The sequence below is a fragment of the Corallococcus macrosporus genome (assembly GCF_017302985.1).
Lineage (GTDB): Bacteria > Myxococcota > Myxococcia > Myxococcales > Myxococcaceae > Corallococcus > Corallococcus macrosporus_A.
This window is the reverse complement of record NZ_JAFIMU010000009.1, coordinates 337,949-359,737: the sequence shown is the minus strand read 5'-3', so window position 1 is coordinate 359,737 and position 21,789 is coordinate 337,949. Positions and strand designations below refer to the sequence as shown.

Annotated in this window: 19 protein-coding genes and 2 tRNA genes; 8 read left to right on the top strand and 13 right to left on the bottom strand. The window is 69.1% G+C overall.

The window, feature by feature from the left end; all coding sequences use genetic code 11:
- Positions 1-3: 3 nt before the first annotated feature.
- The 3 genes from JYK02_RS29500 to JYK02_RS29490 are packed head-to-tail and all read right to left on the bottom strand — an operon-like array spanning position 4 to position 2,458.
- On the bottom strand, positions 4-969 hold the full coding sequence (locus JYK02_RS29500) for a myxosortase-dependent metalloprotease, MXAN_2677/MXAN_2678 family (RefSeq protein WP_207056006.1): 966 nt from the start codon (positions 967-969) through the stop codon (positions 4-6).
- Positions 966-1,877, bottom strand: a complete 912-nt coding sequence (locus JYK02_RS29495; RefSeq protein ID WP_207056005.1) for a myxosortase-dependent metalloprotease, MXAN_2677/MXAN_2678 family — start codon at positions 1,875-1,877, stop codon at positions 966-968. Before JYK02_RS29495 ends, JYK02_RS29500 begins: the two co-directional genes overlap by 4 nt.
- Positions 1,877-2,458: a hypothetical protein gene (locus tag JYK02_RS29490; RefSeq protein ID WP_207056004.1), complete on the bottom strand. Its 582-nt coding sequence runs from the start codon at positions 2,456-2,458 to the stop codon at positions 1,877-1,879. Before JYK02_RS29490 ends, JYK02_RS29495 begins: the two co-directional genes overlap by 1 nt.
- Positions 2,459-2,546: 88 nt before the next feature.
- On the opposite strand from JYK02_RS29490, the gene gltX reads away from it, so the two are divergent.
- The 4 genes from gltX to JYK02_RS29470 all read left to right on the top strand — a co-directional run bounded on the left by gltX (position 2,547) and on the right by JYK02_RS29470 (position 4,748).
- The gene (gene gltX, locus JYK02_RS29485) at positions 2,547-3,998 is read left to right on the top strand and encodes a glutamate--tRNA ligase (RefSeq protein ID WP_207056003.1); all 1,452 of its coding nucleotides are present in this window, start codon (positions 2,547-2,549) and stop codon (positions 3,996-3,998) included.
- Positions 3,999-4,044: 46 nt separating this feature from the next.
- Positions 4,045-4,455 carry a hypothetical protein gene (locus tag JYK02_RS29480; RefSeq protein ID WP_014398160.1) on the top strand — a complete coding sequence of 137 codons (411 nt, stop codon included), beginning with the start codon at positions 4,045-4,047 and terminating at the stop codon, positions 4,453-4,455.
- Positions 4,456-4,521: 66 nt separating this feature from the next.
- Positions 4,522-4,592 (top strand) — tRNA-Gln (locus JYK02_RS29475).
- An 84-nt stretch (positions 4,593-4,676) separates the two neighbouring features.
- Positions 4,677-4,748 (top strand) — tRNA-Glu (locus tag JYK02_RS29470).
- Positions 4,749-4,862: 114 nt separating this feature from the next.
- Here the strand turns inward: JYK02_RS29470 and JYK02_RS29465 are convergent.
- A complete protein-coding gene (locus JYK02_RS29465; RefSeq protein ID WP_207056002.1) occupies positions 4,863-5,831 on the bottom strand; it encodes a response regulator in 969 nt (322 codons plus the stop codon).
- 72 nt (positions 5,832-5,903) lie between these two features.
- On the opposite strand from JYK02_RS29465, the gene JYK02_RS29460 reads away from it, so the two are divergent.
- The gene (locus tag JYK02_RS29460; RefSeq protein ID WP_347402612.1) at positions 5,904-6,476 is read left to right on the top strand and encodes a hypothetical protein; all 573 of its coding nucleotides are present in this window, start codon (positions 5,904-5,906) and stop codon (positions 6,474-6,476) included.
- Here JYK02_RS29460 and JYK02_RS29455 read toward each other — a convergent pair.
- Together JYK02_RS29455 and JYK02_RS29450 are read right to left on the bottom strand one after the other, a co-directional pair.
- Positions 6,454-7,611, bottom strand: coding sequence for a sensor histidine kinase (locus JYK02_RS29455; RefSeq protein WP_207055999.1), 1,158 nt, complete (start codon positions 7,609-7,611; stop codon positions 6,454-6,456). The genes JYK02_RS29460 and JYK02_RS29455 overlap by 23 nt on opposite strands.
- Positions 7,612-7,746: 135 nt before the next feature.
- Entirely contained in the window at positions 7,747-8,007 is a 261-nt protein-coding gene (locus JYK02_RS29450; protein WP_242589324.1) for a DUF2795 domain-containing protein, read from the bottom strand.
- Positions 8,008-8,202: 195 nt separating this feature from the next.
- Between JYK02_RS29450 and JYK02_RS29445 the strand changes: the two genes are divergently transcribed.
- Positions 8,203-8,409: a hypothetical protein gene (locus JYK02_RS29445; RefSeq protein ID WP_207055997.1), complete on the top strand. Its 207-nt coding sequence runs from the start codon at positions 8,203-8,205 to the stop codon at positions 8,407-8,409.
- Between the two features lie 64 nt (positions 8,410-8,473).
- On the opposite strand, the gene JYK02_RS29440 is transcribed toward JYK02_RS29445, so the two are convergent.
- From JYK02_RS29440 to JYK02_RS29410, 7 genes are all read right to left on the bottom strand, one after another.
- Positions 8,474-10,141 carry a pyruvate dehydrogenase complex dihydrolipoamide acetyltransferase gene (locus JYK02_RS29440; RefSeq protein WP_207055996.1) on the bottom strand — a complete coding sequence of 556 codons (1,668 nt, stop codon included), beginning with the start codon at positions 10,139-10,141 and terminating at the stop codon, positions 8,474-8,476.
- A 6-nt stretch (positions 10,142-10,147) separates the two neighbouring features.
- The gene (locus tag JYK02_RS29435) at positions 10,148-11,134 is read right to left on the bottom strand and encodes a pyruvate dehydrogenase complex E1 component subunit beta (protein WP_014398167.1); all 987 of its coding nucleotides are present in this window, start codon (positions 11,132-11,134) and stop codon (positions 10,148-10,150) included.
- A gap of 54 nt (positions 11,135-11,188) precedes the next feature.
- Positions 11,189-12,316, bottom strand: a complete 1,128-nt coding sequence (gene pdhA, locus JYK02_RS29430) for a pyruvate dehydrogenase (acetyl-transferring) E1 component subunit alpha (RefSeq protein ID WP_207055995.1) — start codon at positions 12,314-12,316, stop codon at positions 11,189-11,191.
- Positions 12,317-12,447: 131 nt separating this feature from the next.
- Complete coding sequence (locus tag JYK02_RS29425; protein WP_207055994.1) at positions 12,448-13,215, bottom strand: hypothetical protein; 768 nt, start codon at positions 13,213-13,215, stop codon at positions 12,448-12,450.
- A 45-nt stretch (positions 13,216-13,260) separates the two neighbouring features.
- The gene (locus tag JYK02_RS29420) at positions 13,261-14,868 is read right to left on the bottom strand and encodes a hypothetical protein (RefSeq protein ID WP_207055993.1); all 1,608 of its coding nucleotides are present in this window, start codon (positions 14,866-14,868) and stop codon (positions 13,261-13,263) included.
- A 98-nt stretch (positions 14,869-14,966) separates the two neighbouring features.
- Complete coding sequence (locus JYK02_RS29415) at positions 14,967-16,436, bottom strand: MFS transporter (RefSeq protein WP_207055992.1); 1,470 nt, start codon at positions 16,434-16,436, stop codon at positions 14,967-14,969.
- An 81-nt stretch (positions 16,437-16,517) separates the two neighbouring features.
- Positions 16,518-17,198 (bottom strand): NUDIX hydrolase, encoded by a 681-nt coding sequence (locus JYK02_RS29410; RefSeq protein ID WP_207055990.1) that lies wholly within the window; start codon positions 17,196-17,198, stop codon positions 16,518-16,520.
- Positions 17,199-17,328: 130 nt separating this feature from the next.
- On the opposite strand from JYK02_RS29410, the gene JYK02_RS29405 reads away from it, so the two are divergent.
- Both JYK02_RS29405 and JYK02_RS29400 read left to right on the top strand, forming a co-directional pair.
- The gene (locus tag JYK02_RS29405) at positions 17,329-19,725 is read left to right on the top strand and encodes a bifunctional metallophosphatase/5'-nucleotidase (RefSeq protein WP_207055988.1); all 2,397 of its coding nucleotides are present in this window, start codon (positions 17,329-17,331) and stop codon (positions 19,723-19,725) included.
- Complete coding sequence (locus tag JYK02_RS29400; protein WP_207055987.1) at positions 19,725-21,707, top strand: hypothetical protein; 1,983 nt, start codon at positions 19,725-19,727, stop codon at positions 21,705-21,707. Before JYK02_RS29405 ends, JYK02_RS29400 begins: the two co-directional genes overlap by 1 nt.
- The last annotated feature ends 82 nt before the right edge of the window (positions 21,708-21,789 follow it).

Below are 21,789 nucleotides of genomic sequence, written 5' to 3'. Positions count from 1 at the left end.
AGTCTAACCGCGCGCTCCGTCCCCGGCAGCGGCAGGGAGGCCGGCCGGCGGGGCCGCTGAACGCCTGCCCCCGCGGATCAACCCCGCCCCCCAGAGCAGCACGGCGGCCAGCACCGGCCCTCCGGCGGAAGCGCCGCAGCCGGTGCCCTTCCCGTCCGCCACCAGCTTCACGCCCGGATCCTCCGGGATGCGGCACTGGGTGGGCGGCAGGCCGCGCGGATAGGTGGAGCAGAAGCCGGCCGCGGAGCCCGCGTCGATGACCCGCTTGGACGTCTCACCCTGCGAGGCGGTGGCCTCCATGGTGGAGCCCGTGGAGAAGACGTGGTCCAGCCCGATGACGTGGCCAATCTCGTGCGTCATCGTGTTCTGCACGTCCGTGGCGACGCAGTCGGTGGACTGCGTGTCCGAGCACGGCGGGCCGTTCACGGTGGTGAACAGGAAGCTGGGACCGAAGTCCGTCTCCGCCGCGTTGAGCTCGATGTCCGAGTCCACGACGAACCCGTCCTTGAAGCTGAACGAGGACGTGGTGAGCCCGATGGTCGCGCCCCCGTGCGCCCAGCACTGGTAGACGTTGCCGCACGTCTCCTCCGCCCAGCACGCATCCTCCGGCGGGGCGACGTCCTGGCAGTTGCGCTCGCGGAAGGTGACGACGTTGTAGTTGTCGAAGGGGTGCTCCTCGTCGTAGCCGACCGCGATGGAGCGCTTCCAGTCCTCGCCGCGGATGAAGCGGAAGTCGCTGCACGTCGAGGACAGCGCCCGCCACGCGTCGAAGGCCGCTTCGATGGCGGCGATCTCCGTGTCCCCGGGCGTGCGCGTGCTGCCGGCCGCGTCCAGGTGGTAGACGTAGTCACGCCCCGGCCACACCAGACACAGCGGCCGGCCGGGCACGAGCGTGCGCTTGTAGTCCTGCTGCGCGCCCGCCGCTCCCGCGCAGAGCCACACTCCCAGGAGCAGCAGGCGACAGCTCACCGCGCACCCCGCCGGCGGCGCGCGAGCAGCGAGGCGGCGGCCAGCAGCGGCAACACGGCCAGCCCGCCCGTCGCCGCGGTGCAGCCATCCCCGTCGCCGTCTCCATCGCCGTCGCCATCCCCGTCCCCATTGCCGGTCCCGCCCGGCACCGGGAAGCAGGGCTGGCTGGCGCTGCCCTTGGGGTACGCGACGCACACGAAGTTGCGCGAACCGGAGTCGATGTTGCGCTTGGACGTCTCACCCGGCGGCGCGCTGGGGTTCATCGTGGAGCCCGTCGCCAGCGTGTGGTCCAGGCCGACGAAGTGGCCCACCTCGTGGGTGGCCGTGTTCTGCACGTCCGTGTCCACGCAGTCCGGCGTCGCCACGATGCCGCACGGCCCGCCGTTGCCGGTGGTGAAGTTGAAGCGCGCGGCGTTGAAGGAGATGTCCGAGTCGTAGACGACGCCCGTGCGCTCGTCGTACGTGGTGAGGGTGATGGCGATGGTGCCGTCGCTGTCATCCCAGCAGTCGTACGTGTTCGCGCACGTGTCCTCGGTGAAGCAGGCGTTGCTCGAGTCCACGACGTCGCGACAGGCGCGGCCCCGGAAGAGGATGAGGTTGATGTTGTTGCCGGAGCGGCTGTAGCCCACCGTCCGCGAGTCCACGCGCGGGCCCTCCACCAGCGACAGGTTGCCGCAGCCGCTGAAGATGTCCTGCCAGCTCTGGAACGAGCGGGTGATGGCGTCGAACTCCGTGTGATTCGTCGCCTTCGGGTTGCCCACGGTGCTCTGCTGCCAGTTGACCTTGGACTGCGTCCAGTACAGGCACTGCGTGGTGTCATCCCCGGGGGACACCCGGCTGCGCACGTACGGCGCGGAGCTCTGTCCCATCACCGCCGCCAGCACCACCCACGACGCGAGCGTGCCCATCACTTCGCCCCCTTCTTCGCGGGCGCCGCCTGCTGCGCCTGGACCGCCGCGCGCACGGACGCCTTCAGCTCCTCCAGCGTCACCGGCTTCGCGTTGGACGCCGTCTCCTGGCGCGTCTTCGGATCAATCAGCACCGCGTCGCCGGTGGACGCCGGCACCGCCATGGCGCCCGGACCGGTGCGCCGCACCTGGTACTTGCCCTGCGCCATGCCAGAGAGCTGGAACGCGGACGCGCCGCGCTTCTCCAGGAAGACGACGACCTCTTCGCCCTCGGAGAAGGACGCCAGGCCGCTCACCACCTGGCCGATGTCCCCCACCCGGCCTCCCGGCTGGGTGACGAGCACCGTGCCGCCGGGCTGGCCCTTGAGGGCCTCCGTCACTTGAATCTCCACGTCCGTGACGATGCGCTGCTTGTCCCCGCTCCAGCGGCTCTGCACGCGCCGGACGACGCCCTGCACCACCGTGTCCGACGTCTGCGCCATCTGGGGCAGGTCCGCCCGCAGCATCGTGGTGGCCCCCACCGGCAGCCCTCCGAGCAGGGTGGCCAGCACCACCGTGCGAACCGCGTGTCGAATCGACATGGAAAGTCTCCTTGCCCGCGCAGCCTAACCCCAAGCGGGCGGCTTGCGTTGACCCTCGTGCACCCGTCCTGCTATCGCGCGCCTGCTCATGGCTCCGTCAAAACCCCGCGTCCGCTTTGCTCCGTCACCTACTGGATACCTCCACATTGGAGGCGCCCGGACGGCGCTCTTCAACTACCTCTACGCGAAGCGCTACGGCGGCACCTTCGTGCTGCGCATGGAAGATACGGACCAGGAGCGCTCCACGCCGGAGTCCGTCCAGGCCATCACCGACGGGCTGAAGTGGCTGGGCCTGGACTGGGACGAGGGCCCCGGCAAGGAGGACCCGAAGTACGGCCCCTATTTCCAGACGCAGCGGTTGGACACGTACCGCAAGCACGCGGACCAGCTCATCGCGGAGGGCAAGGCCTTCCGGTGCTACTGCACCCGCGAGGAGATCACCCAGCGCCGCGAGGCCGTGGAGAAGGAGAAGGGTCAGGGCTCCTACAAGTACGAGGGCACCTGCCACGACCTGAAGGCGCCGCCCCCGGGCAAGACGCTGCAGGACGCCGTCATCCGCTTCCGCATGCCCGCCGGTGAAGGCACCGTGTCGTTCGACGACAAGGTGCTGGGCACCATCACCAAGGCGTACTCGGACCTGGATGACTGGGTGATGATGCGCGCGGACGGCATCCCCCTCTACAACTACGGCTGCGTCATCGACGACCACCTGATGGAGATCGACCTGGTGGCGCGCGGCCAGGAGCACGTCAACTCCACGTTCCCGCAGCTGATGCTCTACCAGGCGCTGGGGTGGACGCCGCCGGCCTTCGCGCACCTGCCGCTCATCCTGGGGCCGGACCGGGAGAAGCTCTCCAAGCGCAAGCACCCGGAAGCGGACGTGATGCTGCACAAGCGCACGGGCATCATGCCGGAGGCGCTGCTCAACTTCGTCATCCGCCTGGGCTGGAGCCACGGCAACGACGAGGTCATCTCCCGCGAGCAGATGGTGGAGTGGTTCGACTTCGACGGCGTGGGCAGCACGTCCGGCGTGTGGAACCCGGAGAAGCTCCAGTGGCTCAACCAGCAGTGGTTCAAGCTGCTGCCCCCGGCCGTGGTCGCGGAGCGGCTGGTCCCCTTCCTGGAGGCCCGCGGCTTCCAGGCGAAGGGCGATTCCCGCCTGGAGCCGCTGGTGCTCGCGCTGCGCGAGCGCTCGCGCACCCTGGACGAGATGGCCAACACCGCGACCATCTACTTCAAGAGCGGCGTCACCCTGGATGAGAAGGCCGCCGCCAAGCACCTGAGCGGGGACTCGCTCAACCTGCTGCGCCAGGCCCGGGAGAAGCTGGCCGCCCTGCCCGCGTGGACGGTGGAGCCGCTGGACGGCGTGGTGAAGACGGTGAGCGAGGCCGCCCAGGTGGGCATGGGCAAGGTGGCCCAGCCCATCCGCGTGGCCATCACCGGCAACACCACCAGCCCCGGCATCGGGGAGACGCTGCTGCTCGTGGGGCGCGAGGAAGCCCTCAAGCGCATCGACGCGGCGCTCGCTCGCGGCACGTGAGATTGGCGGTGGACGCGGGCACCGCCGGGCCCTATCTTGGCCGGCGATGACGCGACCGCTTGACAGCCTGAGACCGCATTTCTATAAGGCGCGCCCGCTCGGGGCGGTGCTGCTGGCCCTCTGGGCAACGGCCTCTGGCGCCGAGCTGGTGAACGGCGCCCAGATTCCGGATGGTGCCCAGAAGGTGGGCGAGAACCGGTACCGGGCTTCGCGCGACTTCGAGGCGACGCTCGACTACTACAAGAACGTCTACCCGACCTCGAGCTACCCGAGGCGGTCGATCGTCAACCAGCCGGGCGTCAAGGCCGTGCACATCTCCAACCCCTCCGGGAAGAACTTCGAGGGGCTGAACATTTACGAAGCGAACGAAGAGGTTCGCATCTACGTCGTCCCGCTGCAGGGGGCGGCGAAGCCGGCGAAGAAGAACGAAGGCAAGCCGGTCAGGAAAACGAAGTAGTTGAAGTCAGCAGCAGAAGTCGGTAGTAGAAGCGCCCGCAACACGCAGCCGCAGCACGCAGCGCCTTGGGGAATCGTCTAACGGCAGGACAGCAGACTCTGACTCTGCTTATCTAGGTTCGAATCCTAGTTCCCCAGCTGAAAATCTCCGGTTGACTGGTCAGAACGGAGAATGTAGGAAGCAGCAGCAGAAACAACGCGGTTGTAGGGAAGCAGCAAGCCGGCCCTGTCGTCTAGTGGTTAGGACGGAGCCCTCTCACGGCTCAAACTCGGGTTCGAATCCCGGCAGGGTCACACTGAGACGCCCACCTTCGGAAACGAAGGTGGGCGTTTCGCTTTGCGGGCTTCGTGCTGGCGCTCCGCCCTGCCCTGCCGGCCCCGTCTCCGGGGCGGCAGCGGCGCTCCCACTTAGTTCGTCGTCGCGATGCTCTGGCGGAAGGTGTCCAGCGCGGCGGTGAGCCGCTGCTGGGCGCGCTGGATGCCCCGGCGCATCAGCAGCATGCGCACCTTCTCCGGCAGGATGCGGGCGGCGTTGGACTGGCCGTAGCCCACCAGGTCCATGCGCAGGGTGATGGCCTCCAGCAGGTCGCTCAGGTCCGCGTCCGCGCCGGCCAGCAGCACCACGTCCGGCGAGCGCCCCTGGAGCCGCTCCGCCAGCGTGTGCCACTGCGGGTCGCCGGTCTCCACCACCACCACGTCCGCGCTCTCCAGCTGGGGTGAGTACGGCGGCAGCTCCACCACCTCGAAGGCCGCGTCCCGCAGCACCTTCACGGCCTCCGCGCTGCCCACCACCGCGACGCTGCCGGTGTGGCCCATGCGCACGGCCTGCTCGTAGTTGCGCAGCTCCGTCTCCAGCGCTTCGTGCGCGGGCTCCGGGGCGTCGCGGCCCGCGTCCAGCAGCGCCGCGGCCTGACGGGCCATCTCCCGGGCCCCGTCGCGCGTGCGCACCCGCTCCGAGCGGCGCTCCAGCGCGGCGCGCACCTTGGCGCGCAGCACGCGCAGGTCGTCGAAGGGCTTCACGATGTAGTCACTGGCGCCGGCGGCGAACGCGGCGATGACGGACTCGGAGCTGGCGTAGGCGGTGATCATCACCGCCTCCAGCGCGGGCTGCATCCGCCGCGCCTCCGCGATGAGCTCCACCCCGCCCATGCCGGGCAGGTTCTTGTCCGTCACCAGCACGTCGAAGCGCTGGTCCTTCAACAGGACGAGCGCCTCTTCCGCGCTGCCCACGGGGGAGACGATGAGGTCCGCTTCGCGCGCCAACAGGCGCACGCAGATGTCGAGCACCACCGGCTCGTCATCCACCAGCAGCACCTTCGAGGCGAGCGTCCCCCGCCCTTCCCCTTCACCTTCGCCGGTCTCGAACGGGAGATCCATGAATTGGGAGGATCGCACAGCTCACGTCCAACTTCGAGGGTGGGAAACAGGCGCGCCCACTATGCTCGCCAAGTGAGCTTCGAAGACGCGCTCCGGGAGAACCGGGTGCCGCCACGGCTGGGCGACGTGCGGCTTTTCTACGACGGGGGCCGGCTGGTGGGTGAGTCCCTGCCGCCGCCCTGGACGCTGCGGCTGTTGCCCACCCTCCTCGTGGCCCTGGCGGGCGTGTGCACGGTGGTGGGGCTGCTGCTGCTCGTCCTGGACAAAGGCAGGACACCGGGCGCCGCGACCCTGCTGCTGATGCTGGCGGGAGGCCTGGTGGGCGGCGCGCTGATGGTGGAGGCGCGGCTGCGCAGGCGGCGCTTCGTGCTGCACTTCAAGACGGAGTCCCTGCGGCTGGAGACGCTCGCGTGGGCCCCCGGCGCGGCGCGCACGGAGACGCTCCCCTTCGACGACGTGCGCGCGGTGCACATCATCGAGCCGCCGAAGGGCGGATACGCACTGGTGGTGGAGTACGGCCCGGAGACCGCGCCCCAGCGCGCACTCCTGGTGCGGGACGTGCGGCCGCAGGAGAGCGACACCCTCTACCGGGTGTGGCGGCTGCTGCACAACGCGTTCGGGCTCAAGGGAGCGGGGCTCGCTTGAAGGTGAGCTCGATTTCGGTGCCCTCTCCCGGCGTGGACTGCAGGCGGAGCTGACCGCCGAACTGGGTCACCAGCTCGCGGCAGATGGACAGGCCCAGTCCCGTGCCGATGCCCACGGGCTTCGTGGTGAAGAGCGGCTGGAACACCTTCTCCTGGAGCGCCACGGGGATGCCGCAGCCGTTGTCGGACACGGTCAGCACCACGTCCTCGTCGCGCGCCGCCCACCGCACGTCGATGCGGCCCGGACGGCCGGTGTTCTCCATGGCCTGCGCCGCGTTGACGATGAGGTTGAGCAGCACCTGGCACAGCTTCACCGGCCCGAACACGATGCGGATGGGCTCGCCGCTGCTGGTGAGCCGGGCCCGGTCGCGGACCTCCGCGCGCGCCAGCTTCACCGCGAAGGACACGACCTCCGCCACGTCCGCGGTGGCCTCCATGTCCTCGCCGCGAGCCTGCGCGCGCAGGCCCAGCGCCACGCCGCGCAGGTGGCTGGCGCCCTCGGACAGGTCCTTGATGAGCGACGGCAGGTCCTCGATGGTGGAGGACACCTCCGCGTCCGGATCCGTCGCCAGGTGGCGCGACACGTACTGCACCACGCGCTCCATGTCGCGCTGGAGGGACGACACGTTCTGCGTGAGGTAGCCCACCGGCCCCATGAGCTCGTGCGCGATGCCCGCGGTCACCTGCCCCAGCGTGGCCAGACGCTCGGACTTCATCATCCGGCCTTCCACTTCCCGGATGCGCAGCTCCAGGCGCGCGATCTTGAGCGCGTCCTCCAGCGCCGCCAGCAGCTCCGCGCGGTCCCACGGCTTGACGAAGTAGCGCGTCACCTGGCCGCGGTTCACTGCGTCGATGACGGCCTGCATGTCCGCGTACGCCGTCACCAGCATGCGCTTGGCGTCCGGCGCGATGGTGCGGGCCTTCTCCAGCAGCTCCACGCCCGTCATCCCCGGCATGCGCTGGTCCGACAGCACCACGCCAATCTCCCCGCGCCGCTGCTCCAGCAGCGCCAGGGCCTCGTTGGGGGACGAGCACCGGAAGATGCGAAACTTCTGCCCGAAGTTGGCGTCGAACACCCTCAGGTTGAGGGCGTCGTCGTCCACGTACAGCACGGCGGGCAGGTCCGAGGCGTTCATGGAGCTCCTCCAGACCGTGGCTTCCTCATCCGGAAGACAGGCTGGTCGCGCCGAAGATAACGCGCACGTCCGACTGCGCGCCTGGGGGTACCTTGTACCCAGGCCGTAGGCGAACGTCGCAAACAGCACTTCACCTCAGATGGAAGCGTCCCCCAACGCGAGCGCCACCCCGTCCACGGAGGAGAAGCGGCCGCGGGGCAGCGTGCCCAGGAGCGACACCACGTGCGGCGGCGCCTCGTTCTCACGCGCCACCCAGACCAACTGCTCCGCGCTGAGCGGGAACACCGCGCCGCGCAGCGCCTGCTGCAGTGAGTGCGCCAGGGACACCACCGGAGTCAGCGGGGTGGATGAACGCTCCACCTCCTGCAGTCCAAGCCCCAGGCGCTCGCGAGTCATGTCGTCGTTCATTGAGTGAGAAGTTAAGCAGCGAACCGCGCCGCCTGCCGACCTTTTTTCGACGTCCGAAGGGAGTCAGGCAGGCAGGCGCTCTGCTCCCCCATCCCACCGGGTGGCCGCTCGGGCGCGGGCATCCCACCGTACCGCCACGGAAGTTCCATCCACGCCCCCGTTTCCGGGGAGGAGTGACGCACCATGGCGAACAAGAAGAACCAGGATTTGGAGCCCGTGAAGCACGTGCAGGCCACCCGCCCGGATCCGTGGCCCGGCATCCAGGGCCGCAGCCAGGAGCACGAGGAGGAGCTGGAGACGGGCACGAAGCGCGCGGAGCAGGCGGACGTCACCGAGGCGCAACGCAAGCTGGAGAAGGACGTCGAGTCGGACGAGCCGACGCGGGAGTAGCCCGGGCCGTGCCTTCGCCCCCGTGCAGGTCGCACGGGGGCGAAGTCGGCGGACCGCTCGACCGCTAGAACAGCAGCCGCGAGGGATGCTCCAGGAGCCCCTTCAGCTCGCGGAGGTACTCCGCGCCGGTGGCCCCGTCGATGACGCGGTGGTCACCCGACAGCGTCACCGTCATCATCTTGCGCACCGCCAGCTGGCCGTCACGCACCACGGCCTTCTCCGCCACTGCGCCCACCGCGATGATGGCGGACTGGGGCGGGTTGATGACGGCGATGAACTGGTCGATGCCGTACATGCCCAGGTTGCTCACCGTGAGCGAGCCGCCGTTGTACTCGGCGGGCTTCAGCGAGCGCTTGCGGGCGCGCTCCGCCATGTCGCGGGACTCGGCGGAGATGGCCTGCAGGCCCTTGAGGTCCGCGTCGCGGATGATGGGGGTGATCAACCCGTCCTCGATGGCGACGGCGATGCCCACGTCCACGGTGCCGTAGTGCAGCACCTGGTCGCCCTGGAGCGACACGTTCATCTTCGGTGAACGGCGCAGCGCGATGGCCGCCGCCTTCACGATGATGTCGTTGACGGACACCTTGAGGTCCAGCGCCTTGGCCTCCTCGCGGATCTTCACCGCGGCGTCCATCTCCACCTCCACCGTGAGGTAGAAGTGCGGCACGCCGGGCTTCACTTCCGACATGCGCTGGCCAATGACCTTGCGCATGGAGGACACGGGCACCGCCTGGGGCTCCGGACGCGTACCGAACGCGCGAACCTCCGGCTGGGCGGCCTTCTTCGCCGCCGGCGCCTGCGCGGCCGGGGCCTTCGCCAAGCCCTGGCCCAGCGCCTGCTCCACGTCGCGCTTCACCACGCGGCCCAACGGACCCGTGCCGCGCACCTGGCTGATGTCCAGCCCGCGCTCCTGGGCCATGCGCTTCGCCAGGGGGCTGGCGCGCAGACGGCCACCCGCGCCACCGCCGGAGGCCTGGGGAGCCTGGGACTCGCGGCGCAGCGGGACGACCTGTCCCCCGGCGGGCGCGGACGGAGCCGCGGCGGCGGGAGTCTGGGCGGGAGCCTTCGGAGCGGCCGGAGCCTGGGGCGCGGCCGCCGGAGCGGAAGCCCCGGCCTTGGCACCCTTGGGCGCGAGGAACGCGATGGGCGCGCCGACCTTGGCCATGTCACCCGCCTGCACCGTGATGCGCGCGAGCGTGCCGTCGTCGTACGCCTCCACCTCGAGGTTGGACTTGTCCGTCTCCACCTCGGCGATGGCATCCCCGGAGGAGACCTTGTCGCCCTCCTTCTTCAGCCACCGGACGATCTTCCCCTCCGTCATGGTCGGGGAGAGCGAGGGCATCAGGATGGCGATGCCCTCACCCGCGCCGCTGGCGGCGGGGGCCGGAGCCTGCTCGGGAGGCTTCGGGGCGGCGGCGGGCGCCGCGGCCTTAGGGGCCTCCGTCTTCTGGGGGGCCGGGGCCTGGGGAGCAGCGCCCCCCGTGGCCTTCTCACCCTTGGCGCCGAGGTAGCCGATGGGCGAACCCACCGTGGCGACCTCGCCCTCGGGCACGGCGATCTGGATGAGGTAGCCGTCGTCGAAGGCCTCCACCTCGAGGTTGGACTTGTCCGTCTCCACCTCGGCGATGGCGTCTCCGGAGGAGATCTTGTCTCCCACCTTCTTCAGCCACTTGACGATCTTCCCCTCCTTCATCGTCGGGGAAAGGCTGGGCATCTGAATGGGCGTCGCCATACGCGTTCAGGCTCCCTCGCGGTACAGCACCTTCTTGATGGCGGCGATGATCTTGGGCGCGTCCGGCTGGGTCGCGTTCTCCAGGTTCGCCGCATAGGACATGTTCACATCCAACCCGGTGACGCGCACGACGGGCGCGTCCAGGTCGTCGAACGCCTGGGACTGGATGAGGTCCACCACGGACGCGCCGACACCGGCCAGCGCCCAGCCCTCCTCGCAGATGACGGCGCGGTTCGTCTTGCGCACGCTCGCGAGGATGGCCTCCTCGTCCAGGGGGCGCAGGGTGCGCAGGTCCAGCACCTCCACGCTGATGCCTTCCTTCGCCAGGGCCTCCGCGGCCTCCATGCAGAAGTAGTACATCCGGCTCCAGGTGATGAGCGTGACGTCCGTGCCCTCACGCTTCACGTCCGCCTTGCCCAGCGGAACGATGTGCTCACCTTCCGGCACCTCGCCCTTGATGGCGTAGAGGCGCTCGCCCTCGAACATGACCACCGGGTTCTCGTCCCGGATGGCGCTCTTGAGCATGCCCTTGGCGTCCGCCGGGGTCGCTGGCGCAATCACCTTCAGGCCGGGGAAGTGCGCGTAGTTGGCCTCCAGCGCCTGGCTGTGCTGGCTGGAGAGCCGGCCGCCCGCGCCGCCCGGGCCGCGGAACACGATGGGGCAGCGCAGCTGGCCGCCGCTCATGTGGCGCAGCTTGGCCGCGTTGTTGACGATCTGGTCCATCGCCAGGATGGCGAAGTTCCAGGTCATCATCTCCACCACGGGACGCAGGCCCACCGCCGCCGCTCCCACGGAGAGGCCGGTGAAGCCCAGCTCGCTGATGGGCGCGTCGATGATGCGCGCGCTCCCGAACTTGTCCAGCAGGCCCTGGGACACCTTGAACGCGCCGTTGTAGCGGCCCACTTCCTCGCCAATGAGGAACACATTGGCGTCGCGCTCCATCTCCTCGGCGAGCGCCTGGTTCAACGCTTCGCGATACATCAACTCGGGCATCGTCGGCTCCGAACTCGAATCTCGAAAGGGTAGTGGCTTGGGGAGGCGTGAGCGCTAGCGGCTCAGGCCCGCCTTCTTGTCCGCCTGCTCGGCCTCGGCGCGGGGCTCCAGGTCCCACGTCACCTTCAGCTCCTGGCCCGACGGGTACTTCGGCCAGTTGGTGACCTTCACGCCCAGCACGCGCTCGCGGGGGCGCACGTCCTGCTCGCCCTCCTCCACGATGGTGTCGCGCCACAGCTCGTCCACGCTGGGCTCGGGCGACTCGTCGGCGAACTTCACCGCCGCGTCCACCGCGCGCTTCTCCTCCTCCTCGATGGCCTCGAAATCGGCGTCGGAGAGGTTGAAGCCCTGCTTCATCGCGAACTCGCGCAGCTTCGGGATGGGGTCGTTCTTGCGCTCGTCCTCCACCTCCTGCTTGGTGCGGTAGTTCGCCGGGTCCGCCATGGAGTGGCCGCGGAAGCGGTACGTGTTCGCCTCCATCAGCACGGGGCCCTTGCCCGCGCGGCAGTACTCGGCGGCGTCCTTCACGGCCTCGTACATCTTGAGGACGTCCATGCCGTCCACCGCCTCACCGCGCATGCCGTACGCGGAGGCGCGCTTGTGGATCTCCGGCACCGCGGACGTGCGCGCGATGGCCGTGCCCATGCCGTAGCGGTTGTTCTCGCAGATGTAGATGACCGGCAGCTTCCACTTCTGCGCCATGTTGAAGGTCTCGTGGAACGAGCCCTGGTTGGCGGCCGCGTCGCCGAAGAAGCACACCGTGACGCGGTCTTCGTTGCGGTAGCGGCTGGCGAAGGCCATGCCCGCCGCGAGCGGAATCTGCCCGCCGACGATGCCGTAGCCGCCGTAGAAGTGGTGCTCGATGTCGAAGATGTGCATCGAGCCGCCCTTGCCCTTGCTGTAGCCGGAGCCCCGGCCGAACAGCTCCGCCATGACCATGCCGGCGTCGCTGCCACGCGCCAGCGGCTGGCCGTGGTCGCGGTAGGCGGACAGCATGTAGTCATCCGGACGGATGGCCTCGTTGCAGCCCACCGCCACGGCCTCCTGGCCGATGTAGAGGTGGCAGAAGCCGGCGATCTTCCCCAGCGTGTACTGCTGGCCGGCCCGCTCCTCGAAGCGGCGCAGGAGGTACATCTTCCGGTACATCGTCAACAACAGGTCCTTCGAGTACGCGCTGGCCACCGCGGCATGCCTCCGTCTGGGCCGCCCCTGGGGACCCGAGGGGGAAAGGGCGGCGAACGCCGTGCGCCTCTTAGCGCGCGGCAAAGGGACTTCCAAAGCCTTTCAGAAACGTCCTCTACTCCGCCTTTCTTTCAGGCGCGGTGCGTCACGTCCTCCAGTGCGAAATGCGGCACGGACACGATGCCATCCATCAGCTCCACGGCACGTCCCGAGTGGTCCGTGGCCAGGTGGATGACCGTCGCCTCCGGGAAGCGGTGACGGTAGTCATTGGCGTGCGTGGGTTCATTGTCGAACGCCGCCACCACCATGCCCATGCGGCCCAGGCGCGCGTGGGCCTCGCGCTTGAATGCGTCGTCGTTCTCCGCGAGCGTGGGCTTCATGACCAGGTGCACGCGCCCGTCCGTGCCGGGGGGCGTCACCATCCCGCAGCGCGCGAGGCACGCGACGGTGCCCTCGCGCATCGCCTCATGGCGGCCGGTGAGGTAGACGACCTGCGCGCCCGTGGCGGCCACCGCCTGGGTGAAGGCCGCCGCCCCCTCGATTGCCTCGTCGGAGACGCAGTAGGCGCTGGTGAAGAAGCGCTCCTGCCAGAAGGCTCGCGCGTCCGCGTAGCGCTGCTCCACCTCCGCGTCCTCCATGCCGCACGCCCGCATGGCGGCGCGCATGTCCCAGCCGGTGTCCCAGTGGCGGGGCTCGCACGCGGAGAGCAGCCCCAGCGAGCGGGCGTCGCCGTACTCACGGAGGATGCGCGCCTGACGGGGCCGGTTGTCAAAGAGGGTGGAATCCAGGTCGAACGCCAGCACGGCCTGGGGGCCGAGCGAGCGGGCCTTCTCCAGGATGCCCTTCAGCGTGTCGCGCCAGTCCGGCCGCACGCGTTGCTTGAGGTCTTCAAAAGCCATGGACGCCGGAAGATACATGCCCCCGGCGCGGGGCTGGCCATCAAATCACGCTCTCGCGCGCAACGCGGCCGGCTGGACGGGCTCCGACCCCGCGGGCTCCTGCGTCCCCGCCGGGGCCGTGGCCGGCGCGGTCGCCAGGGCTTCAGGGGCCCGGGCGAAGTTCTGCATGCGCTGGATGCCGTTGCGGTCCAGCACCAGGCGCACCAGCTGCGCGGATTCCTTGCGCACGCCAGCCTCCATCACCGTGAAGCGGAAGACCAGGTCCACCGGGTAGCGCTTCGCGCCCCGGATGTGGCCCACGGAGAAGTCCCCCAGGTCCACGTACTCCAGCGCGAACTCCGGCTCGTCCATGTCGCGCAGGAAGCGCCCCACGTGCAGTCGCAGGATGTCCGTCACGCCGGTGAGGCCGCGCTCGGAGCGGGGCAACAGGCGCGCGTCCAGCACGATGCGCTTCTGGTAGCGGATGACCGCTTCGGACAGCTCACCCTGGGAAACAGTGAGGAAGTCGTCGTGCAGCCGCAGCGACGACACCGCCTGCGGCACCTTCACCGCCGCGCCGTAGTCCACGCGCTCCTCGCAGATGCCGATGGCGCGCGCCGTGACGGGGTCCACCAGGTCCGTGGTGCGGTCGTACAGGTGCGTGGCGGCCACGCGGCTGAACATGCGCCGCAGGCCTTCCTTGATGCGGTCCTTCATCATGTAGCCGACCACGGCCACCAGGAAGAAGTTGAGGCTCACCTGCGTGAAGCGGACCTGCGCCCAGAGCGCCACCGACGTGGCGAACGCCATGGCCACGCCCGCCGCGATGGCGAAGAGCACCTCCTCCCAGCCCTGCCGCCGCTGACGCCGGCGCGAGGACAGGAAGAGCACGTTCATGCAGAACTTCTTCAGGAAGCCCAGCCGCTGCATGTACTCCTCGTTGTCCCCCGTGGGGCTCAACACGGAGCGCAGCCGGTGCTCCTTGCGGTAGGACTCCTCGCGCAGCACCGCCTCCATCAGCCCCTTGCGCAGGGGCAGCCACGGCCCCGTGCGCGGCAGCGCGTCCATGTCCGCCACCGCGCGGCGGAAGAACTGCTCCACCAGCAGGCTCACGTACTCGTCCACCAGCCGCAGCGACGCGCGCGTCTTCTCCTGGAGCTTCGCCTCGCCGGTGGCGCGCAGCCACGCGCGGAAGCGCTCCAGCACCACGGGCACGGACTCGCCCGCCTGGCGCACCACCGACTCCAGGTCCACCCGGCCCGCCTCGCCGGCCTTGGCGTCACAGCGCGTCTCCACCGTGGTGGCGAACCGGCGCAGCGCGCCGCGCAGCACGCACGAGAAGAGCTTCGCCTGGTAGACGACGTCCGACTCCGGCGCCAGCCCCGTGCGCTGCCACGCCTCCAGCTTCACCAGCGGCGAGCCCTCCGACGACAGGAGCTCGCCCAGCCCCATCACCGGCGTCTTGAAGCGCACGTAGTTGTGGATGTCCGCGTAGAAGTCCGCGCGCGGGTACGTCTCCGCGTCGATGTTCAGGCTCGACGGCAGGAAGAGGTAGGCCTCCACCAGATAGCGCGTCTCGTCCGCGCCCGTGGGCTGGTACTCGAGCTTGATCTCGAACTGCTTGCGGTCGTGGACGTCAAACCGGCTGTGGAGCGCTTCGGGGGCCTGGGACACAAACTCCAGTCTACGTCACAGACCTGTCACACGGGAGCCACCCCCACCTGGGTACAGGGGCGCGTCCGGGGGTACACCCGGCGCGCCCCCGTGGAGCCTCAACCGTTGGTGCCCGTACGAGACGACCCGCCCGGCACGGCGCCCGGGACGACGTCGCCCACCGGCAGGGGCGCGGCCCTGGGCTGGGGCTTCGCGTTCCACACCCGCGACGCCAGCACCAGGCCCAGGACGGCCAGGGGCAGCATGGCCAGGGGCCACGGCTTCCAGTTGGCCGGGTCCTTCATGGCGTCACCCGTGGGCAGAATCTTCCCGTAGACGAGCGCGTGGATGGCGGTGCCCGCGTACACGGCGCCGTCGATGATGCCCACCACGATGCCCGCGTTCTTCTTGCCGCCGAAGTCCATGGTGGCCGTGCCGGACAGCATGCCGTGCACGCCGATGACGCACAGGGACATGAACACCACGGACCAGCCGGCCCCGGCCGTCCCCAGCAGGAACACCGCGCCCACGGCGCCCAGCAGCAGGCCCGCGTAGAGCACCGCGGACACGGGGCCGCGGCGCGAGTCGAAGATGCGGTCGCTGATGACGCCCGCGAACATGCCGCCCAGGATGCCCGCGACGCACGACAGCATGCCCCAGTTGGAGGCCACGAAGCCGCCGGACTCCCCCACCGCCTTGGCGTACTTGGGGAACCACTGCATCACCGCGTTGCGCAGGAAGCCGCTGCAGAACTCCACGCCCAGGATGATGAGGATGACGCGGTTGCTGAGCAGCTTGCCGAAGAGCTGCGGCACGCTGAGCGCCGGGCCCGTCTCACCGCTGGACGCATCCGCCGTGTCGAAGTCCGGGTGGCCCGTCTGGGACGGCGTGTCGCGGATGACGAAGGAGTCCAGCACCAGGAAGCCCACGAGCAGCGCCGCGGGCACGAAGAACACCCACCACACCGGCGCCGCGTCCGCGATGAAGCGGCACCAGTCGAACGCGAAGTACAGGCCCAGCGAGATGAGGATGCCGAACACGCCGCCCAGCTGGCCGCGCTCACGCACGTGGAACCACGACGCGTTCACCTTGACGATGGAGACCGCGCCGAAGCTCTGGAAGTACATGTTCACGCTGTAGAGGAACGCGAGCCACGCGACGATGCCGCCCGGCGGGGCCCAGCCGTTCTTCAGCACCGCGTACACCAGCCCGCCCATGGCGATGTTCGCCACCGCGCTGCCGCCCGCGGACAGGAGGATGGTGAAGCGGCCGCCCAGCTTGTCCGTCAGCGGGCCGTTGAGGAGGAAGGCCGCGCCGTACGTGAGCGTCCCCCAGAAGAAAATGGTCGCGAAGTCCGCGTTGGACGTCTGCGCGCCCATGGCGCTGGTCGCCACGTTGACGTTGTAGCGCCCCATGTAGAGGAACGCGTACGTCAGGCCCAGCGGGAACCAGTTGAAGAAGCGGCGGCGGCGGAACGCATCGCTGTGCCCCAGCTCCACCTTCGGGAGCCGCGAGAGCACCAGGCCAATGGCCCCGAGCAGGATGACGATGGGCAACAGCTGGGCCAGCCACGGGGGCAGCGACGACATGCGACGAACCTCGCCTGCAGGAGGAAACGGACGGGGCCGCACCCTACCCCGTCCCTCCTCACCCCGGAAACAGCAAGCGCCTCAGCCGAGCCGGGCGAGCAGCCGCGTGAGGGACACCTCCGTCTTCGCGTCCGCGATGTCACCGCGCCGGCACGCCTCCAGCACCGCGGACAGCGGCCGCCACTGCAGGTGGATGCCCTCCTCCAGAGGAGAGCCGTCCCCCGCCACCTCGCCCTGCTCCACGCCGGTGACGTCCACCGCGGCCGGGAAGACCTTCTCCGACAGGATGCCCGGCGCGAGGAAGAACGCGCCGCCCAAAAGCTGGATGTCCTCCGGGCGCACCGTGTAGCCCGCCTCCTCCTTCACCTCCTCCGCCGCGCGGCGGCGAAGGCCCTCCTCGCCCTTGTCGGACGGCTCCAGCAGGCCGGCGACGATCTCCTCCACGCGCAGATAGCTCACCGTGTCAGGCACCGTCATGACCGAGGTCTGCTCGCGGCGGAAGTACGCCGCGGGGCGCAGGTTCATCCGCGTCAGGACTTCCACGTTTCCGTCCGACGCACGGCGGTAGATGAGCACCGACACCGCATCCAACCGGGGACGGTCCACCACATCCACGCGGTACACGGAGGAGGAGGAGCCGTCCGCGCGCCGGTTGCGGCAGCGCAGACGACGCACCCGGAGAAAACCCTCGTCACAACGCGCCGTGGCGGAGAAATCCTCGATGATCTCGATGTCAGTCACATTGGAACTGCTGGGACGCATGTCTGCCTGCTCTCCTGGTGTCCTGGTAGGTGGAGGTGCCACGGTGGCGTTGCTTGCCCGTGCACCCTTGATCCCGTAGGTTGCGCCGTCCTCAAGTCGTCACTCCCTCAGAATCACGGATCCGCCACGAATGTGTCGCGCACTGCTCGGCCTCTTCTGCGCCTGCGCCCTGGCCCTCGCCTCGTGCATGCCTGTGCTGGAAGGCCAGGATTACCACCTCGAGGGTCAGGAGGTGCGGCTTACCCTCCTCCATACCTCTGACATCCACTCGCGGCTCGTCCCGTACGACTTCACGCCGCTCAAGACGGACCAGGACCTGGAACTCATCCCGGAAGCCGGTCCCTTTGGCGGTGCCACGCGCATCGCCTCCATCCTCAAGCGCGAGCGCGCCAAGGGTGACCGCATCCTGCACCTGGACTCGGGTGACTGCTTCCAGGGCGCGCCCATCTTCAACGTGAACACGGGCGAGGCGGAGTTCCGCTTCCTGTCCGAGTCCCGGCTGGACGCCGCCGTGGTGGGCAACCACGAGTTCGACGCCGGCGCGCTCAACTTCGTCCAGAAGGCGCGCAACTTCGCCAACTTCCCGCTGCTGGCCGCCAACTACTACTGGGACGACCCGAAGACGACAGGCACCAACGGCGCCGCCATGGTGACCAACCCCTACACCATCCGCGTGGTGAAGGGCCTGCGGGTGGGCGTCATCGGCATGGCGAACATCTCCTCGCTCAACTCCATCGTGGAGGGTGGCAACAGCCTGCAGGTGACGCCGCTGGAGCAGAACGAGGCCGCGCGCGCCTACGTGGAGCTCTTGCGTCCGGTGACGGACCTCATTGTCATCGTCAGCCACCTGGGCCTCACCGAGGACCAGGATCTCATCCAGGGCTACGAGGCCTACTATGAGTACGGCCGCGCGAAGCCCTTCATCGAGCGCCAGAACGACGCGTGGAAGGTGCTGGAGTGGTTCGGGCCGGAAGGCAACGACAAGTCGGTGGTGCGCGTGCACATCGCGGGCGTCAGGGGCATGGACGTGGTGTTGGGCGGCCACCTGCACGTAGTGCTCAACCCGCCGCAGCTCGTGACGGACCCCAGCGGCCGCAAGGTCGTCCTGTCGCACTCGGGCGCGTTCGCCAAGTACGTGGGCCGCCTGGAGCTGGTCGTGAAGATGCCCAACCAGCTGGGCGAGAACGAGGGCGCCGAGGTCATCAGCCAGGACTACCGCGCGTTCCCGGTGGACAGCCTCTGGTGCAACGAGGCGATGCGCAAGCTGCGCTTCGACGACGACATCTTCTGGGATCCAGGGAAGTTCATCGAGGCGCCGGGCGTGCGCGAGGCCATCGCGGAGTGCGCCCGCCAGGAGGACGCGCAGACGACGGACATGCTCATCCCGTACCTCCTGGGCATGGACGTGAAGCTGCAGCTCACCTCCATCTTCTCCTACGCCCCCGTCGACGTGCAGCGGCGCAACAACTCCAACGGCGGTGACTCGCCGCTGGGCAACATCGCCGCGGACTCCATGCGCAAGCGCAACCGCGTGGAGGCGGAGATGGCGCTGACCAACTCGCTGGGCATCCGCGACAACCTCTACGCGGGCGTCGTCACGCAGGAGTCGATGTTCAACGTGTTCCCGTTCGAGAACACCATCAACATCATGTACCTGTCCGGCGTGGAGATGCAGGAGATGTTCGACTTCGTCACCGAGCGCTCCGCCGAGCGCGGGTGCGTGAGCCAGGCGCAGATCTCCGGCGCCCGCTTCACCATGGACTGCGCCCAGGTGCAGCTCAACGACCTGCGCATCGCGTGCACGCCGGCCACGGTGCAGACGGACTGCCCCCAGGAGAACCGCGAGGGCCACGCCCCGTGGCAGTGCCTGGAGGACACCGCCGGTTCGCGCTGCTGGGCGCACCCGGGCATCGACATCCAGATCAACGGCAGGCCGCTGGACACCAACGGCACGTACAAGGTCGCGGTGAACGACTACATCGCCAAGGGCGGCTCCGGCTTCACGGTGCTCAAGCGCAACACCACGCGCATCGAGACGGGCATCAGCCTGCGCGACTCGCTCATCGGCTACATGCAGGGCTTCTGCAGCTGCAAGGACCTGCTCGAGGGCAAGGAGACGTCCAGCAACGGCACGCGCTGCGGCTCGCTGGTCGAAGGCAAGTGGACGGTGGATGAGAAGACGCTGAACTCCTGCAAGGTGTCCAAGGCCTTCGAGGACGCGCTCGACAAGCAGGTGGGCAGCTGCTCCTGCCGCGACCTGCTCAAGGTGCCCGCGGACGCCACCGAGCAGCAGAAGGCCATGGCCCAGTGCGGCCTGGCGGACATGACGAAGGAGGCGGCGGTCGCGGAGTGCGCGCTGCCGCAGGGTCCCTACACCGGCCGCTGCACGTGCCGGGACCTGCTGACGGGGGGCAACCCCACGTGCGGCAACATGACGAGCCAGCTGCGTTCGTTCTGTGAGAAGCCCACAGCCATGCCCATCGCGAGCGCCATCGAGGATGGCCGCATCGGACGGAAGGTGAAGTGATGAAGCGACTCGTCCTGCTGTCCACGCTGGCCCTGGGGGCCGGCTGCTACACGAAGGAATCCGAGGCGCCCACCGGGCTCACCTCGTTCCGCGTGGAGGTCACCAGCATCACCACCGGTGACGCCCCCGGCACGCTGCTGCCGGTGGTGAACGCGTGCGCCGCGAAGTACGGCAACGACCAGGCGGCGGTGCCGCCCGCGATGCGCGGCACGTCGGAGTGCCCCTACACCCTGCCCCGCACGGACGTGGACATCGGTCTGTCCATCACCGCGCTGGACGGCACCGGCGGGGAGATGACGTCCTTCAACGGGCCGGTGTCCTTCCGGGTCATCCCGGGCGACCTCACCGGTGACTACGGCAAGCGCTGGGCGCAGCTCACCAACGGCAAGGGCACCGGCAGCGTGCGCGTGGCCCACCTGTACGGTGAGACGCACGTCTGGGTGCAGGACCAGGACCTGGAGCTGGACTACGCGGACGGCGGCGTCGTGGGCGACCTGGCCCAGCTGCCCCAGGAGCCGGAGACCCGCACGCTGGCGACGGGCCTGTCCCCGGGCATCCGCTTCGAGGAGCCCGCCCTCGCCACCATCAACATGCCGGAGGGCGGCTCGGAGACGAGCGTCTTCATCAAGCAGTTCATGCGCGTGGGCCGCAACCCCGAGGCCGGCGAGCCGCTGACCCAGAACTGCGACCCATCCGACCCCAACAACGGCAAGCAGATGATGCTGCTGGTGACGGGCACGGACTCCAGCGGCTTCTACGTCACGGACATGACGGCCTGCCGCGTGCTGGAGAAGAGCGTCGCCGGCGCGAACATCCAGACGGCGGAGCCGGACGGCTACAACCCCGGCCGCTTCAACAGCATCTACATCTACAACTACTCCTTCCCGGAAGGCCTGGACTCCGGCGACCTGCTCTGGACGCTGTCCGGCACGGTGGCCGAGTTCACCAACACCACGCAGATGAGCTTCCCTGCCTGGACGCTGCGCGAGAACGTGCGCCTGCTGCCCCAGGACCAGTGGAAGAAGTACCTGGACCAGGTGCCGCCGGTGGAGGTGAACGGCCGGCTGTGTGGCTACAGCGGGTCGCCGTACCTGGACGACATCCTGTGCGGCTACAGCTACAAGAACTACAAGATGGAGAGCCTGGAGTCGTCGCTGGTGAAGCTGCGCCGGGTGAAGTTCCCCAAGGTGTTCCGCAACTGCGACGCCAACGGCAACAACGAGATGCCCATGTTCTGCCCGGTGGGCAGCAGCGCGTCCCGCTCCTGGCAGCCCTGCTTCGCGGAGCCGCCGGATGATCCGGACCTCCCGGAGCGCCAGTGCGTCATCGACTGCACGCTGGGCATTGGCGAGTACGCCGGAACCATCTGCGCGGAGAAGACGACGTACACGAACTTCGGTCAGTTCGTGGTGGAGATGAACCCCACCGGCCCCGCTTCCCTCGGCATGGACGAGTCCGTCCCCAACCGCATCATGGGCGTCACGGTGGGCACGACGTCCGTGCGCCCCACGAAGACGCTGCCCCAGGGCTACCGGCTGAACATCCTCTGCACCCAGCCGGTGCGCGCGCGCTTCGGCGATGACGCCGTCACGGTGGACCAGACGGGCACGCTCATCGCGGCGAACACCCGCTTCGAGTACACCCTGCAGGGCTCCGAGGTGACGGTCGCGCTGGTGCGTGACGCCACCGCCACGGCCAACGCCTCCTGCAAGGTCGCGCCGGACACTCGCTCGCGCATCAGCCTGCAGATCAAGGACGCGGTGCCGGACCTGAACCCGGACTGCAACGAGAACGACCCCGACGCGGCGAAGGCGCTCCAGTGCCGTCAGCTGCGCGCGGCCACCTTCGACGTCGTGGGCCACCTGAAGCACGTGGGTCCCGCGCGTCCGCGCTGGAACGTCCTGCCGAGAGATCAGGACGACCTGTGCTGCTATCCCGGGCCCGGGATGGAGTGCCCGAAGCCCATCAAGCCGTGCCCGTAGTCGCCATCCATTCTTGAGCAGTCGCATTGAGCGCCCCGGCGGTATGCCGGGGCGCAGGGAGGAGCGGTCTCCCCCGGACCGC

Coding starts and splice junctions, on each gene's coding strand:
- JYK02_RS29495 (WP_207056005.1), bottom strand. CDS start 1,877: ATGGGCACGCTCGCGTCGTGGGTGGTGCTGGCGGCGGTGATGGGACAG.
- JYK02_RS29490 (WP_207056004.1), bottom strand. CDS start 2,458: ATGTCGATTCGACACGCGGTTCGCACGGTGGTGCTGGCCACCCTGCTC.
- gltX (WP_207056003.1), top strand. CDS start 2,547: ATGGCTCCGTCAAAACCCCGCGTCCGCTTTGCTCCGTCACCTACTGGA.
- JYK02_RS29480 (WP_014398160.1), top strand. CDS start 4,045: ATGACGCGACCGCTTGACAGCCTGAGACCGCATTTCTATAAGGCGCGC.
- JYK02_RS29465 (WP_207056002.1), bottom strand. CDS start 5,831: ATGGATCTCCCGTTCGAGACCGGCGAAGGTGAAGGGGAAGGGCGGGGG.
- JYK02_RS29455 (WP_207055999.1), bottom strand. CDS start 7,611: ATGAACGCCTCGGACCTGCCCGCCGTGCTGTACGTGGACGACGACGCC.
- JYK02_RS29450 (WP_242589324.1), bottom strand. CDS start 8,007: ATGACTCGCGAGCGCCTGGGGCTTGGACTGCAGGAGGTGGAGCGTTCA.
- JYK02_RS29445 (WP_207055997.1), top strand. CDS start 8,203: ATGGCGAACAAGAAGAACCAGGATTTGGAGCCCGTGAAGCACGTGCAG.
- JYK02_RS29440 (WP_207055996.1), bottom strand. CDS start 10,141: ATGGCGACGCCCATTCAGATGCCCAGCCTTTCCCCGACGATGAAGGAG.
- JYK02_RS29435 (WP_014398167.1), bottom strand. CDS start 11,134: ATGCCCGAGTTGATGTATCGCGAAGCGTTGAACCAGGCGCTCGCCGAG.
- JYK02_RS29425 (WP_207055994.1), bottom strand. CDS start 13,215: ATGGCTTTTGAAGACCTCAAGCAACGCGTGCGGCCGGACTGGCGCGAC.
- JYK02_RS29415 (WP_207055992.1), bottom strand. CDS start 16,436: ATGTCGTCGCTGCCCCCGTGGCTGGCCCAGCTGTTGCCCATCGTCATC.
- JYK02_RS29410 (WP_207055990.1), bottom strand. CDS start 17,198: ATGCGTCCCAGCAGTTCCAATGTGACTGACATCGAGATCATCGAGGAT.
- JYK02_RS29405 (WP_207055988.1), top strand. CDS start 17,329: ATGTGTCGCGCACTGCTCGGCCTCTTCTGCGCCTGCGCCCTGGCCCTC.
- JYK02_RS29400 (WP_207055987.1), top strand. CDS start 19,725: ATGAAGCGACTCGTCCTGCTGTCCACGCTGGCCCTGGGGGCCGGCTGC.